Raw genomic sequence first — 15,363 nt, forward strand, 5'->3', positions numbered from 1 at the left:
TTACGTATGGGAGGGAACGAGAGGTTTTCCGGATGTGCGAGCCGATTTCTGGCCCGACTATTGGCTGGATGAGCTGCGGAAACCAAACGGACGGATCGGCCGATAACAGGCGCCGGCGCCGCAGCAGCAAAGGGGAAACGCCGCAGGCGTGCGGCATGGCCTTGCGGCTGCGTTTGACGCGGCGTCAGGTGAATACTCCAATCTGCACAAGCGAGCCCCGTATCCGGTCCGCAGCTTCAACCATTCTGCGGAGGGACCGCAGCGTTTCTTCGATGCTCCTCGTCTTCAGGCCGCAGTCGGGATTCACCCACAGCAGCTCTGGCGGGACGGCGTCCAGCGCTTCGAGGATGATCCGCTCCATCTCCGCCGTGTCGGGAATGAACGGGCTATGACTATCATAGACGCCAAGGCCGATTCCTTTGTCGTACGCTTCGCTATGCAGCGACTCGATCAGCGTGCCGTGGTTGCGCGACGTTTCGAGCGAGATGACGTCCGCATCCATGTCGCGGATCGCACCAAGCATTTCATGAAAATCGGAATAGCACAGATGCGTATGAATTTGCGTCGTATCCCGTACGGTGCCGACTGTCCGCTTGAACGCTTCGACGCCCCAGCCGAGATACTCCTTCCACTCCCTCTGCTTCAGCGGGGCCCCTTCGCGCAGCGCCGGTTCGTCCACCTGAATCATCCCGATGCCGGCCGCTTCCAAAGCTTCGACTTCCGCGCGTATGGCGTCCGCAAGCTGGAAGGCAACCTCTTTGCGTGGAATGTCCGTACGGACGAACGACCCGTTCAGCATCGTCAAAGGGCCGGTCAGCATGCCTTTCACCGGTTTGCTTGTCAACGAGGCGGCATAGACTGTCTCTGCCAACGTCACCGGCGCAATGTGAGCGACATCGCCGAACACGACGGGAGGCTTCACACAGCGGGAGCCGTACGACTGCACCCAACCATTCTCCGTAAACACATAGCCGTCCAGGCATTCGCCAAAAAATTCCACCCTATCGCTCCGCTCGAATTCGCCATGCACAAGCACATCCAGCCCGATCGCCTCCTGAAGTGCGATCCATTCCGCGATTTTCGCTCGTATTAACGTCTCGTAAGCGGTATCGTCCAGCTTGCCCGTGCGCCATTGCTGACGCGCTTTGCGGATCTCGGGGGTTTGCGGCAGGCTGCCGATCGTCGTGGTGGGGAGCAAGGGCAGGTTCCATTTGGCCTGCTGCGCCTTACGGCGCTCATTGAATGCCGACCGTCTCGAGAAGGCGGCACCGTCATCCATCGAAACGCTCGTCTGGGCGAATCGGTTGCGCCCGGGGCTCTGCCGCAGTGCATCGAACAGCAGGGCATTATCCTGCAGCTCAAGCTTTACCGCGGAGATGCCGTCACGCAACGCCGTTCTCAACACGGCCAGCTCGCCGAGCTTCTCGTCGGCAAACGCCAAAGCCAGCCGCTCGATTCCCTGCAGCTTTTTCTCATGCTTCAACGTTACAGGGACATGGAGGAGGCTGCAGGATGGCTGCAGCATGATCCGTTCGGGCGGGATGCATTGCTTCAGGCAGTCCAGCACGGCCAGCGCCGCAGTCAGGTCGGATCTCCAGATGTTGCGTCCGTCAACGATGCCGGCGCCGAGCACCAGCTGCGACGGAAAACCGAATTTGGCTATTTGTCTAAGCGATACGCCGCGGTCATGGACGAAGTCGAGACCGATGCCGTCTACCGGCAGCGAGACCAGCGTCTCGTAATTGTCCACGGCATCAAAATAAGTTTGGACCATCAGCTTGAGCTGCGGCGCAGCCGCGCGCAGCACATGGTAGATTTCGCTCAACAGCGGCCAGTCGCCCGCGTCGACGTCCCCTGCGAGCGCCGGCTCGTCGAGCTGTATCCACGCGGCTCCCGCGGCCTCCAATTGAACCAGCAGTTGCGCGTATACCGGAAGCAGCTTGTGAACGGCCTGTTCGCGGGCGCCGGAGGCGATTCCTTTCGATAACCGGACGAACGTATATGGGCCTACAAGCACGGGCTTGGTTACGATCCCAAGCGCCGACTTCGCTTCCTCGAAGTCGGCCAGCCATGGATTGGACCGCAGCTCCGGAGCGGATTCCTGCGTCCACTCGGGGACGATGTAATGGTAGTTGGTGTTGAACCACTTCGTCATCTCGCAGGCGGCGATTCCTTCCGCACCGCGAGCCATTGCAAAATACAGCGCCGATCCGCCGTCCGCCTGCAAACCGGCGAATCGCTCGGGCACCAGGCCGAAGGCGACGCTGTGGTCGAGCAGATGATCGTATCGCGTGAAATCCCCGACCGCAATGAGGTCGACGCCCGCTGCTTGCTGTTTCCTTAAATGGTGCAAACGGAGGCGTTTCAATTCGCCCTCCAGCTGTTCTTCCGGAAGCTCGCCAATCCAGTAGGCTTCCAACGCCTTTTTCCACTCCCGCTGTTCTCCAATTCTCGGATATCCGAGATTGGACACCGTTCCGATCCCGTTCCCGACTTGATTGATGCTGCTCGACACTTTGCAATTCCTCCTTGGCGGGGATAGTCTAAACAACCGTTTCCCAATGAATAATAATAAATATACATCTTAATGAATAAATATGCAATAAACGAAATGACTATGCGAAATTGACTATGCGAAAAACCGCCCGGACGTCATCACGATGACATCCGGGCGGTTTTATGCAGCGAACGGAGCTTGTATGCACAGGCGGCTTGCTTCACGGGGCTTTCTATGCAAGCAGCCCCGCGCGGCTATCCATACGCAGGCAGCTCCAAGCATTGCCCTACAGGTCGCCCCAGTTGAGATTGGAGGACTTGCTGTAGTTCGTAACCTTTTGCTCGAAAAAGTCGGTTTTCATGCCGTTCATGTTGCTGAAGCTTTCGACCCATTTCATCGGATGCTCGGTGATTTCCGGGTAGAGGACATCCAGGCCGAGCTTGCGCAGCCGTTCGTTGGACAGCCACTTGATGTACTGCTCGAGTATTTCGTTCGTCAGGCCGGCGATCTGGTTGTTCGTGATGTATTGGCCCCATTCGACCTCGTTCTCGACGGCGGTGCGCATCATCTGGCGAAGCTCCTCAATCAGCACCGGCGTGAACAACTCCGGATTCTCCTTGCGCACCTCGCGGAAAATGCCCTGGAACAACGCCAGATGCGTCAGCTCGTCGCGCTGGATGTATTTGATCTCCGACACGGTGCCGAGCATTTTGCCCTGGCGGCCGAGCGCGTAGAAGAAGCTGAACCCGCTGTAGAAATAAATGCCCTCGAGAATGTAGTTCGCCATGATCGTTTTGACGAGATTCTGCGAAGAAGGCTCCGCGATGAAGTTCTCGTACAGGTCGGTGATGAACCGGTTCCGTTTGAGCAGGTTTTTGTCCTCGCGCCAGGCGTTGTAGATCTGTTCGCGCGCCTCGGCGGAGCATACGCTGTCCAGAATGTACGAATAGCTCTGGCTGTGCACCGCTTCCTGGAACGTATGCACGGTCAGGATCAGATTGACCTCCGGAGCGGTGATGTACTCGTTGATGTTCGGCAGGTTGGCCGTCTGCAGCGAGTCGAGGAAGATCAGGAAGCTGATGATTTTATCGTAGCTGTTGCGCTCGGACAACGACAGGTTTTTATAATCTTTCGCATCTTGGGCCAGCGGAATTTCCTCGGGAATCCAGAAGTTGTTCATCATCTGCCGATACATTTTCGTCGCCCAGTCATATTTCACGTTGTTGAGCTCGATCAGGTTCGTCGTATTGCCGCCGATCATCCGGCGCATGCCCCAGTCGCGGTCGCCTTCCTCGTTAAAAAGCTTTTTTTTCTGCAATTCCATCGGTAAGCCTCCTTGAAATCGATTATCTCGTAGTTAAGCTCATCGCGTGCCGCCCGCAACGGAAAGGAAAGCTGCGGCGCATTACGCGCTGCAGCTTACGCAGTCCTCCACTTCCAGGCTCTTGTTGCGGCAGTAGTATACGGTTTTCAGCCCGTTCTCCCAAGCCGCCATATACAGATCCAGAAACTCTTTGGCGGAGTAATCGGGCGTGATGTAAAGGTTGAACGACTGCGCTTGATCGATATGGCGCTGGCGGCGGCCCGCGGCCTTGATGCTCCAGTGCTGGTCGATATGATGCGCTTCTTTATAATACCAGAAGGTTTCGTCATTCAGGTTAGGCGCGGTTTGCGGAATGACGGCATTTTTCTTCTCCTCGATGAAAAACTTGTTGAAAATCGGGTCGATGCCCGCCGTCGAGCCGGCGATCAGCGACGTGGAGGCGGTCGGCGCGATGGCGAACATCCAGGCATTGCGCACGCCGTTCGCGGCAACTTCCTTCTTAAGCGCCTGCCACTGCTCGCTTTCGTAGCCTCTGCGGTCGAAGTATTCGCCCGATTGCCACTCGCTGCCTTCGAATGCAGGGTAGAAACCCTTTTCCTTGGCGATTTCCATCGAGGCTTTCACGGCGCAGTAGTTGATCCACTCGTACAGCGAGTCAGCGGCGTCGAGATGCTCGTCGGATTCCCAGGCGATTTTGTTCAAAGCGAGCCATTGATGATAGCCGCTCGTGCCGAGGCCGACGGCGCGATATTTCTTGTTCGTAATTTCCGCCATCGGAACCGGGTAGTGGTTCAGGTCGATAACGTTGTCCATCATCCGCATCTGGCAGGCGACGACTTCGGCGATCTCTTCCTTGGAGCGCGTGCGTCCGAGGTTGAGGGAGGACAGGTTGCAGACGACATAGTCGCCGCTCTTTATCTTCGTCGTGATGACGCCGTCTTCGTGCGTCGTCTGCATATATTCGGTCGGGCTCATGTTCTGGCAAATTTCCGTGCACAGGTTGGAGCAGTAGATGATTCCGGAGTTTTTGTTCGGGTTCGCGCGGTTGACCGTATCGCGGTAGAACACGAACGGCGTGCCCGTTTCGAACGAGCTGGTCAGGATGCGCTTCATGATGTCGATCGCCGGAATTTCTTCCTTCGAAAGCTCCGGATGGTTGACGCACTCCTCGTAGCGGCGCTCCCATTCGTCTCCCCATGAATCCTCAAGCGCCCAGCCCATGTAGGTGCGAACCTCATGCGGATCGAACAGGTACCAGCTATCGCGCTCTTGAACCTTCTTCATGAACAGGTCGGGAATGCAGACGCCGGGGAAAATGTCGTGAGCCTTCATCCGGTCGTCGCCATTGTTCGTCTTCAGGTTCAGGAAATCAAGAATGTCCCTATGCCATATGTCGAGGTAGACGGCGACGGCGCCGGAACGCACGCCGAGCTGGTCGACCGCAATCGCGGTGTTGTTGAAGTTTTTCACCCACGGCACGACGCCGCCGGCGACGCCTTTGTAACCGCGGATGTTGGAGCCGCGGCTGCGGACCTTGCCGACATAAATGCCCATGCCTCCGCCGAATTTCGATACCTGCGCGAAGCTGGAGTCGACGTTGTAAATGCCCCACAAGTTATCGGGAACGGTGTCGATGAAGCAGCTCGACAGCTGGTGGAACGGCTTGCGCGCATTGGCCAGCGTCGGCGTCGCGACCGTCATCTGCAGGCGGCTCAGCACGTCGTAGAACTTGCGGGCCCAGCCGAGCTTGTCTTGCTCCTTCATGGCGAGGTGCATCGCTACGCCCATGAACAGCTCCTGGGGCAGCTCGAGCACCTCGCCGTTGAAGCCGCGGATCAAATAGCGGTCAGCCAGCGTTTTCAGCCCGATATAGTTGAACAGGTAATCGCGCTCCGGCGCAATATAGTTGCCGAGCTCGCGAATTTCTTCCCTGGTGTAATGCTCCAATATGTATTTGCCGTAAAAGCCCTTCTCGGTCAGATAAGTAATGAGCGAGTAAAAGTCCCCGTAGCCGAAGTAACCGTATTTGCGGGTAATGGCGGACTCCTTGTACAGATCGTATACGAGCAGCTTGGCCGCAACGTACTGCCAGTTCGGCTGTTCGATGCTCGTTTTCTCTACCGCCACCTGGGTAAGGGTGCGCTGAATTTCCTTTGTCGTGATATTGTTGCGGAAATAGGGGAGAAGCGCCGTTTCAAGCTCCAGCGGGTCGCAATCGTTGTAACCCGTGCAGGAGAAATCGATGACTTTCTTCAGCTTTGAAAATATCAGTTCTTCCTTCTGGCCGTTCCTTTTGATAATGTCCATCGGCAAAGTCGCTCCTTGTTAAAAAAAACGTCGTAAAAATATTTGGGATATACAATATGTAGAGGTACAACAAATAAGGTACACCAATATATAGTGTGAAGTCAATGGTTTTCGACATCGATCGTCGTATCCATTCGTATTTAACCGTCAGCTTGCTATCATTCCGGAAATGCGGACTGGGCATGAGTGCGGCACTTAGCGGAGGAAGAGAAGACTGCCCGGATGCCACAGGAGGTCTTCTGCTGTGTGCTGTTGACGGTGGGGGCTGCAAACAACTACAATCTTATAAGATAAACTAAGAGAAAGCGGACCTGTTGCAAAAAGAGAATTTGGGCAAAGATGTGCGGGAGCCGTCGCTTTATGCGGCAGGACGGGTTATAAGCAGGTGCACAATCTGAAAGGCGGAATGGCCGAATGGTCCGGCGAGGTAGAGAAATAACGAGCAGCTGCCATTTCCGGCCGGTAAGGAGACCGATATGACAAAGGATAAGCTGTTCCGTTTTCCGACGATTTTAGCTGGCTTGGTGATCCTCATCCTTGGGATCCTTATTTGGGGTATAACAAAGCCCGACGATAACAAGCTGGCCGACTCCATACAGCCGGGGCGAAATACGCATTCGCATACGTTTCATTTCTCTCCGGATACGAGCTCGATTTGGCTGGGTACGCATGCCGGTCTTTTTAAGCAGAATGGGAGCAAGTGGGACTACTTCGAGCCGTTGGCCTACATGGATATTATGAGCCTGGAATATGATCCGGCCAATGCGGACGTCATGTTCATCGGCGGACACGGCTTTATTCAGCGCAGCACCGACGGCGGGAAAAGCTGGACAAATTTGACCTCCGGGCTGCCGGAGACGCTTGATGCGCATATCATGCAGATGGACAGCAACGATCCAAACCGTATCTTTGTTTTTATGGCAGCTGACCGTTCGGTCATCTATGAGACGCGAGACGGCGGAGAATCCTGGCGGTTCCTGATGAATGCCCCGAACAACACCGTTTCATTAGCGAGCGTCAAAGGAAAACCCGGCTTGCTGCTTGTCGGCACGGACCGGAAATTGACCGCCTATGATCTTTCTTCGGAGAGCGCTCAACCACAGGACATTCTGAACGAACCCGTGTATGCCGTCGCGGGAATGCCTGACGGGGACGTGATGGCCATAACGCCGAGCGGATCGAAACGGTCGACGGATTTGAAAGCGTGGTCCGCGGTCCCGTTGAATCTTAATGAAGAAGTTCCGGTTGGCATACGCTTTCTGGATGATGGCCTAGGTCTCGTAGTCACACAGGCGTTAACCGTGTACGAGACGCGCGATCGGGGCGATACGTGGAACCGGCGCACGCCATAGAGTTGCATATGCGGGAATTCCCTAAAGAGCGGCTGATGATAGCCGCTCTTTAGTTACCGTCACGATGGCGTTCATTCCCGCTTCCTTGTGTCCGGGCAGCGTGCAGACGGACCGATAGATTCCGGGTTCGTTCAGTTCGACAAGCTGCCGGACCGTTTCTCCCGGCTTGGCATGGATGTGAATATCCGTTCCTTCAATCTCGAAATCATGGTCCACAGATCCCGTATTGACGAGCGTAATAGACAGCTTCTCATTGCTTAACAGGTTGACGGCACCCGGGGAAAATGAATAATCGGAGGCTTCGATGCGAAGGCTTCGAACTGCGCCGGAGGAATCGGAAGCGGGCGTCAGGCCATGCCGATGAGACTCCGATTGGCTTTGCCCGGTCATCGGCACCCTGTCCGCCGCTATGCTCCCTTGCTTTTCAGCGAGCAGCATAAATCCTGACAGGGCAACCCAAGCGAGGAACAGATATAATGGTTTCATATAAATGGCGCGGCCTCTTTTGGCGGCATGCGGCGCCAATTCGTGGCCGAGCATGAGAAAAAGCAGGAATAATGTGCCCTGAAGCAGGATCGCGGTCAGCTTTACGGCGGTTTCCCCCGTACCGGCCGGAAACATTCCGATCATCATGGGACCCATCATGCCTCCCATAAATCCCGCCAGCATCCCGTCTAGAACGGGCATCAAGCCAATTGCGATCCCCGCTAACGTTCCGACTGCCCCGCCCAGCAGCATGCTGATAAAAGTAACCTGAAATAAATACGCCGGAAACTGAACGGCAAGTACGCTGCCGATGCCCCAGCCGGATGTCATGCCCAACACCATCGAGCACATCATGCCGGTCATGCACGGAATATGCTTGTGAAAACGAAACAGCGCAATAATGTTCCAGGAAACGAGGACGAAATAGCCCAAACCAATGATGGATAACGGATTCATCGTAGTTCCTCTCCTTTCAAGGCCGTCATCGATGCGGGACAAGTGCTATTAAGTTTTATGCGGACAACGCCAATTTAATACGACAAATCGTAGTGGTTCCCGCGGTGGACAGCTTAGTCTGAATGTGTACTGAAGATGAAAATGTAACGGGCAGGATATACTAACGAGCGGGCGGACGAACCATTCCGGCAGCTCGTTAGTTAAGTTTAGTGAAAAAACGTTTGACATACCTATGGGGGGTATAGTATGTTTAATGTGTGAGGCGAACCAAAGCCCACCGTAAATATATTTACTGAAGTAAGGCAAACATAATCCGGGAGGGAAAGTATTATGCAAAAGGTAACGCTGCAAGTAAACGGCATGTCCTGCGGACATTGCGTGAATTCGGTTGAAGGAGCGGTGAAAAACGTCGGTGCATCCGCGAAGGTTGATCTCGCCGCCAATTCCGTATCGGTGAGCTTCGATGAGTCCAAAGTTTCTCTGGAAGCCATTAAAGCGGCGATCGAGGATCAGGGCTACGACGTGGTGTAATGGGAACCCGGAGCCATCCGCAGCGGTGGCTCCATTCTTTTACACATATACATACCCTATAGGGGTATATCAGGGATTGAAGAAAGGGTGGTTTTGATGTCTGCAACCAAATCCGCAGCCGCCGAACAAACAACGATGCAAATTACAGGAATGACTTGTGCGGCTTGCGCCAATCGAATTGAGAAGGGCTTGAAAAAAATCGAAGGCGTCGAGGACGCCAATGTAAATTTTGCGCTTGAGCGAGCATCCGTAACCTATGATCCGAACCTTGTCGATTTGCCCACCATGGAGCAGCAAATTGAAAAACTCGGCTACGGCACGCTTAAGGATACAATCGATCTGCAAATTACGGGCATGACCTGCGCCGCCTGCGCGACAAGGATTGAGAAGGGTTTAAACAAAATGGCGGGCGTAACCAAAGCGAATGTGAATCTGGCATTGGAAACCGCCCGCGTTGAATATAATCCGGCTAGCGTATCGGTGTCCGATATGCAAAAAAAGGTTGAGCAGCTCGGTTACAAAGCGACGGCGAAGTCAGAAGTCGCCGATCCGGAGGAGCATCGCCGCCATGAAGTCAGAAGGCAAAAGCGAAGCTTGTGGATCTCCGCGATTTTGTCTTTCCCGCTGCTGTGGTCGATGGTAGCCCATTTCTCCTTTATGTCATGGATATGGTCGCCGGCTATAATCATGAACCCGTGGTTCCAGCTCGCGCTCGCAACGCCGGTTCAATTCTACATCGGCTGGCGGTTCTATGAAGGTTCCTACAAAGCGTTGCGTAACAAGAGCGCCAATATGGATGTACTGATTGCGTTAGGAACGTCGGCCGCTTATTTTTACAGCATCTATTTAACCCTCGAATGGATGGGGCAATCGGTGTCTGAGCCGCCGGCGATGTATTACGAAGTCAGCTCCATTCTAATCACCCTGGTGCTGCTCGGCAAGCTGTTTGAGATTCTGGCAAAAGGCAGAACCTCGGAAGCAATCAAGAAGCTGATGGGCCTTCAGGCAAAAACGGCGCTTGTGGTCCGCGACGGTCAGGAAATTGCGATTCCGGTAGAAGAAGTGGTGGCCGGCGATATTGTCCTGGTGAAGCCGGGCGAGAAGGTTCCGGTCGACGGCGAAGTTGTAGAAGGATCGTCGGCGGTTGATGAATCGATGCTGACAGGGGAGAGCATTCCAGTCGACAAGCGAAACGGCGACCATGTCATTGGGGCTACGATTAACAAAAACGGCATGCTGCGCGTGAAAGCGACGAAAGTCGGCAAAGAAACCGCGCTTGCCCAGATCATTAAAGTGGTGGAAGAAGCGCAGGGCTCCAAAGCGCCGATTCAACGAGTGGCCGATGTCATCTCCGGCATTTTCGTTCCGATCGTTGTCGGCATTGCGGTCGTGGTTTCGCTGTTGTGGTACTTTGTGATTAAGCCGGGCGAATTTGCAAACGCGCTTGAAATCGGGATTGCCATCCTGGTTATTGCTTGTCCCTGCGCATTGGGACTGGCTACCCCTACCTCGATCATGGCCGGTTCCGGTCGGGCAGCCGAGCTCGGCGTGCTGTTCAAAGGCGGCGAGCATCTGGAAGGCACCCATAAGATTAACGCGATTATATTGGATAAGACCGGAACCGTGACGAAAGGCAAGCCTGAGCTTACCGATGTCGTGGATGTGACGGGCAATGAAGCAGCCTTGTTGAGACTGGTAGGAGCGGCCGAGAAAAATTCGGAGCACCCGCTGGCGGAAGCGATCGTATCCGGTATTCTTGACAAAGGGATTGAACTGCCGGGGACGGAACAATTTGAAGCGGTGCCGGGCTTCGGCATCCGGGCGGTGGTGGAAGGCAAAGAAGTGCTTGCCGGCACACGCAAGCTGATGGCTCAATATAATGTTGCGGTAGCTGGAGCGCTCGCTATGATGGAGGAACTCGAGCAAGCTGGCAAAACGGCGATGCTCATTGCCGTGGACGGCCAGTACGCAGGCCTCGTAGCCGTTGCGGATACGATCAAGGAAACGTCGGCAGAGGCGGTAGCCCGCCTGAAGCAGATGGGCATTCAGGTTATTATGATTACCGGAGATAATAAACGTACGGCGGAAGCAATCGCCAAACAGGTCGGCATCGAGCATGTGTTGGCCGAGGTGCTGCCGGAAGGCAAAGCCGATGAAGTAAAGAAGCTTCAGGCTCAAGGGATGACAGTGGCGATGGTCGGCGACGGCATCAACGATGCCCCCGCGCTCGCTATGGCGGATATCGGCATGGCGGTCGGCACCGGTACGGACGTCGCGATGGAAGCGGCCGACGTTACGTTGATGAGGGGCGATTTAAACAGCATACCCGACGCCATTTATATGAGCCGCAAGACGATGACGAACATCCGCCAGAACCTGTTCTGGGCATTGGCCTACAACTCCATCGGCATACCGATTGCTGCGATCGGGCTTCTTGCGCCTTGGGTGGCCGGGGCGGCAATGGCATTAAGCTCGGTGTCGGTTGTGTTGAACGCTCTTCGGCTGCAGCGTGTCAAAGTATAAGTTCAGGGGAGATACGACCGATGGGGACGACGAAATTTGCGGTTACACCCGGATTTGAAGTGGGAGGCACCCTATTCAAGCCCGAGCAATTGCAGGTGCTTGGTTCGATTGTAGGCGAGGACGCCAAAATTGAACTGACGACCTTCAAACAGCTGTATGTCGAAATGAGCGAAGACGGCGTGGAACAGGCTAAGAAAAAACTACGTGAATCGGGTCTGGAGATTCACCCGGCGGGCTTTTATACCAAAAGCCTGATCACCTGCAATTTCTGCAAAGGGGCGGAAGAAGCCGGCTTGCAGGTGGCTGTACGGTTGAATGAGGCGATTGGGGGCCACGAGGTTCCAAGTCCGTTGAAGATCGGATTCTCGGGATGCGCGCTCGCCACGGGTGAGCCGCTGCTAAAGGATATCGGGGTTGTGAAGATGAGAGATGCTTACGATATTTATATCGGCGGGGAAGGCAAGACGTTGAGAGCGGTGCTTGGTTCGTTGTTCATGCAAGATGTTCCGGAAGATAAGCTCATCCCGGTTGTCGAGAGAATTATCCGGTTTTTTCAAGCCAACGGAAAGAAAAAAGAGAAATTCTCCAAGTTTATCGAACGGGTGTCGTTGGAAACGATCCGCGAGGCCGCTGCCGTTTGAAAGAGGGACCGCTCAGCATGAGCGGTCCCTCTCATTTTAGGAAGGGCGATGCTTTCTCCTAAACGACGATAAAATCGGCTACGGAAATAATCGAATGGAAATAATCCCCAGGTATTCTTTCAGAGCATGACCTGTATCGTTGACGGCATCATAGGAAGGATAGAGAAGCCGTGTGTGCCATACAAACTTCCGGTTCGATAAATAAGCGGTTGGATAAGGAAGAGGCTCCATACCGACCTGCTTGAAGTAAAGGACCGATCTCGCCATATGTATGGCGGACGTTACCAGTATCGGCTTTTCAGCCTTCATTTCCCTTAGCATCGAAGCTGTATACTCCGCGTTCTCGGCGGTATTCCGGCTAGCATTCTCTACGTTTATCATGGCGGGCGGTATGCCTAGTGAGATTAGAGTTTTTTTCCCTGTATCGCCCTCAGACGCGGAATCAGGGTATACTTGTCCGCCTGATACCAAGATAGGCAGTCCGAGCGCCCGCTGTAGAGCGGCCGCCGTTATCAGTCTTCCGGACGTTTCGCCTGAAGGATGTCCGGGTCCGCCGATTCCCGGCGTATCGGCCGTGGCGCCACCCATAAGAACGACAATCACGTCACCCTCGGGCATTTCCGGGGTGCTGTAGTCGTTTTCAAGCGAACGAATCAGGGCCTGGGATACCAGTGAGGTTGTACTTAAATAGAAAATCAAGACGAAGGCGAAGAAGAAAATGGATATCCTGCGGTTGCGTCGAAAGATGATACACCCAAAACCGACAAGAACGAGAATCCACAGTCCGGGAGGAAGCAAGAAAGATGTGACGAGCAGCAATATATAGAACAATAACAGCAGGCCTCCATTCGCGGCAAAACGGTTCGAACCTCTTGAAAGTAAATATACTACAGTTCCTACTGGAAATGAAACGAATGAACAAATATGTGCATCGCGTCTTCCCGGGTAAGATGAAAGAATTCTAATTTGGGTTATAAAGGATTTCGACAAGGAAACCCGAATTAAACTAATCATTGCAAACCAAAACCAATATTTTGCCGAATTTTCTGCGGAAAAACGGGGAAACCATTCCGGGTGAATTAATCCTGATTCCGAGGGATTATAGGGAGCCTTCAACCGAACCCTCAGCTAACCTCGTAGGCACCGAAGGGAGAATAATGTCGTTGAGGAAAGTCGTCGTGTCGTTGTTAAGTGCAGTCCTGTTATTTGCCGCCGCCGGAAGTGTTTCAGCGGCTCAAACCGATCTGCGCAAAGCTGTGAATGAGGTTGTCGGTACTCCTTACAAATGGGGAGGAACCACCGTTGCAGGCTTTGATTGCTCGGGTTTTATCTTACATATATTTAATCAGTTCAATGTGAAGCTTCCGAGAACGTCCAAATCACAGGCGCTTGCCGGTATGAAAGTGGCCAGGGAAGACCTTCGTCCAGGCGATCTGGTGTTTTTTAATACGGACGGACGAGGCATTTCACATGCGGGGATCTACATCGGAGGCGGGGAATTCGCGCATTCCTCCAGCAGCAGAGGGGTTCAAATCAGCAAAATATCCGAAACCTATTATGACAAAAGATACGTTACCGCGCGTCGCGTAATATCCGGTGAAGATTATACCGTTATGGTTAATGATGAGCATGTATCGGATGATTCTCATAACGAAGGAAAGTAAATAAACAAAACAGAAGCCCGGGATTTTTTTACCCGGGCTTGTCCTTTATTTTTGCACGCTGCCGCCGAACAGGAACCTTTTTTCCCACTGTGTGCCTTCAATCGAATCGATGCGGACACCGCCCGATTTTTTGGAGTAGGTGTGCAGGATTTTGCCGTTTCCAAGATAGATGCCGTTATGCGTAATGGATAGCGGCATCGGTTGACTGAATGCTTTGTAAACGACTACAATTTTTAATGGGAGCAGGACGCAAGAAGAAAGGGTGAGACGGGTTGAGAATACAGCGCATCAAGCTGAGCGAAGAGGGGATGAACCGATTTTTCGGATCGCTGGAAGCCCGAATCATGGACATCGTTTGGAAACATGAGGAAGTGACCATAAAGGACGTGCAATCTCTGCTTGATGACGATCTTTCGTTCAATACGGTTATGACCGTGATGAATCGCTTGTACGAAAAAGGCCACTTGAGGAAGTCGATTACCGGCAAAGGTAGAGCTCGATCCACTTGCTTCCAGCCGGTGCAAACCAAAGAACAATTCATTCAAGAACAGACACGGATCGTTACGGAAGGCCTTGTTCAGGAGTATGGCCATTTGATCGTTAATCAGTTGGTGGACGCGGTGAAACAGGCCGATCCCCAATTAATGTGTTTGCTTGAAGCAAGATTGGATGAATGGAAGCGAGGCAGGTCATGAGGATCAGGAAGCATCACATTGCCTTCCTCGGGATGCTGCTGATCGGCGGACTCGTCTGGTCTCAAATGGTTATTTATTTGCTTTATGAGCTGTTCGGGTTTAATCTGAAAACGGGATTCCTGCAATACTGCATCGCCTTCTTCCGCAATCGATTGTTTTGGCATTGGGCGGTACTAATCGGTTTAAATGCGATCGTGATCTATAGTTTCTGGATGATCCTGCAGGTGCTCGCATCCCAGCTCGCGACGCTAAGAAGGTGGAACAAGTATGTTGACGACCACCGGGATCCGCAGCTCACGGCGCAATTGAGCCGAAAATACGCAAACCGCGGTTATGAGGTCGTCGTTATCCGGCATGAATCGATTCTGGCGTTGACTTCCGGGTTTCGGCGGCCGAGAGTCATCCTTTCCAGCACGCTCGTCTCCGAGTTCTCGGAACGGGAAGTTGCTTCCATCGTGCTGCATGAGATCAGCCATTGTCGGCATTACGATCCCGCGCGTATGCTTGTCATGAAAGTCATAACGGACAGCTTGCCGTTTATTCCGGTGCTGAAACGCCTGTCGCACTATATTCGCGTGTGGATTGAGCTGGAGGCCGACCAATATGCGATCCGGCGGATGGGAAGCCGTGCGGATCTCGCAAGCGTCTTATTAAGGTGTTCGCGTCTCACTGAAAATGTAAAGGTCGGCATCGGATTTGCGGATGAAGCGATTAACTACCGTCTGCTTCAATTAATCGAGCCCCAAAAGGAAATACGCGTTCCTTTAGTCCATTTCATGCCCTTGACTATTTCTTTTTTTGTCATTTTCTTCATCGGCATGATTGTCGTAAGCAGCTGTACTTAAGTCGATTATTTCGGTTCGTTTGCCGGTCCGGTACCGCTTATT

Annotated in this window: 12 protein-coding genes, 1 pseudogene and 1 riboswitch; of the genes and pseudogenes, 7 read left to right on the forward strand and 6 right to left on the reverse strand. The window is 53.6% G+C overall.

Going from position 1 to position 15,363, the window contains the following annotated elements:
• Nucleotides 1-184: 184 nt before the first annotated feature.
• From metE to BG52_RS04865, 3 genes are all read right to left on the reverse strand, one after another.
• Nucleotides 185-2,515: a 5-methyltetrahydropteroyltriglutamate--homocysteine S-methyltransferase gene (gene metE / locus BG52_RS04855; RefSeq protein WP_223298919.1), complete on the reverse strand. Its 2,331-nt coding sequence runs from the start codon at nt 2,513-2,515 to the stop codon at nt 185-187.
• A 268-nt stretch (nt 2,516-2,783) separates the two neighbouring features.
• Nucleotides 2,784-3,821 (reverse strand): ribonucleotide-diphosphate reductase subunit beta, encoded by a 1,038-nt coding sequence (locus BG52_RS04860; RefSeq protein WP_036581919.1) that lies wholly within the window; start codon nt 3,819-3,821, stop codon nt 2,784-2,786.
• An 81-nt stretch (nt 3,822-3,902) separates the two neighbouring features.
• Nucleotides 3,903-6,128, reverse strand: a complete 2,226-nt coding sequence (locus BG52_RS04865; protein ID WP_036581926.1) for a ribonucleoside-diphosphate reductase subunit alpha — start codon at nt 6,126-6,128, stop codon at nt 3,903-3,905.
• A 476-nt stretch (nt 6,129-6,604) separates the two neighbouring features.
• Between BG52_RS04865 and BG52_RS04870 the strand changes: the two genes are divergently transcribed.
• Nucleotides 6,605-7,480, forward strand: coding sequence for a WD40/YVTN/BNR-like repeat-containing protein (locus BG52_RS04870; protein WP_036581929.1), 876 nt, complete (start codon nt 6,605-6,607; stop codon nt 7,478-7,480).
• A gap of 21 nt (nt 7,481-7,501) precedes the next feature.
• On the opposite strand, the gene BG52_RS04875 is transcribed toward BG52_RS04870, so the two are convergent.
• On the reverse strand, nt 7,502-8,422 hold the full coding sequence (locus BG52_RS04875) for a cupredoxin domain-containing protein (protein WP_036581931.1): 921 nt from the start codon (nt 8,420-8,422) through the stop codon (nt 7,502-7,504).
• 330 nt (nt 8,423-8,752) lie between these two features.
• Here BG52_RS04875 and copZ point away from each other — a divergent pair, with 330 nt between their 5' ends.
• The 3 genes from copZ (at nt 8,753) to BG52_RS04890 (ending at nt 12,117) form a co-directional block, all read left to right on the forward strand.
• The gene (gene copZ / locus BG52_RS04880) at nt 8,753-8,953 is read left to right on the forward strand and encodes a copper chaperone CopZ (RefSeq protein WP_036581933.1); all 201 of its coding nucleotides are present in this window, start codon (nt 8,753-8,755) and stop codon (nt 8,951-8,953) included.
• Between the two features lie 96 nt (nt 8,954-9,049).
• Entirely contained in the window at nt 9,050-11,476 is a 2,427-nt protein-coding gene (locus tag BG52_RS04885; RefSeq protein ID WP_036581935.1) for a heavy metal translocating P-type ATPase, read from the forward strand.
• A gap of 20 nt (nt 11,477-11,496) precedes the next feature.
• Nucleotides 11,497-12,117, forward strand: a complete 621-nt coding sequence (locus tag BG52_RS04890; protein ID WP_036581938.1) for an NAD(P)/FAD-dependent oxidoreductase — start codon at nt 11,497-11,499, stop codon at nt 12,115-12,117.
• Between the two features lie 78 nt (nt 12,118-12,195).
• Here the strand turns inward: BG52_RS04890 and BG52_RS04895 are convergent, their stop codons facing one another.
• Nucleotides 12,196-12,948, reverse strand: coding sequence for a YdcF family protein (locus BG52_RS04895; protein WP_036581940.1), 753 nt, complete (start codon nt 12,946-12,948; stop codon nt 12,196-12,198).
• A gap of 194 nt (nt 12,949-13,142) precedes the next feature.
• Nucleotides 13,143-13,275, forward strand: a riboswitch (cyclic di-AMP (ydaO/yuaA leader).
• 5 nt (nt 13,276-13,280) lie between these two features.
• Between BG52_RS04895 and BG52_RS04900 the strand changes: the two genes are divergently transcribed.
• Nucleotides 13,281-13,781, forward strand: a complete 501-nt coding sequence (locus tag BG52_RS04900; RefSeq protein WP_051587684.1) for a C40 family peptidase — start codon at nt 13,281-13,283, stop codon at nt 13,779-13,781.
• Nucleotides 13,782-13,826: 45 nt separating this feature from the next.
• Here BG52_RS04900 and BG52_RS15230 read toward each other — a convergent pair.
• Nucleotides 13,827-13,967: pseudogene (locus BG52_RS15230) on the reverse strand (NlpC/P60 family protein); the annotation flags it as partial.
• Nucleotides 13,968-14,053: 86 nt separating this feature from the next.
• Between BG52_RS15230 and BG52_RS04905 the strand changes: the two are divergent.
• Together BG52_RS04905 and BG52_RS04910 are read left to right on the forward strand one after the other, a co-directional pair.
• Entirely contained in the window at nt 14,054-14,476 is a 423-nt protein-coding gene (locus tag BG52_RS04905; protein WP_036581943.1) for a BlaI/MecI/CopY family transcriptional regulator, read from the forward strand.
• Nucleotides 14,473-15,321 carry a M56 family metallopeptidase gene (locus tag BG52_RS04910; RefSeq protein WP_036581945.1) on the forward strand — a complete coding sequence of 283 codons (849 nt, stop codon included), beginning with the start codon at nt 14,473-14,475 and terminating at the stop codon, nt 15,319-15,321. Before BG52_RS04905 ends, BG52_RS04910 begins: the two co-directional genes overlap by 4 nt.
• Nucleotides 15,322-15,363 lie beyond the last annotated feature (42 nt).

It is taken from the genome of Paenibacillus darwinianus (genome assembly GCF_000598065.1).
Taxonomy (GTDB): domain Bacteria; phylum Bacillota; class Bacilli; order Paenibacillales; family Paenibacillaceae; genus Paenibacillus_I; species Paenibacillus_I darwinianus.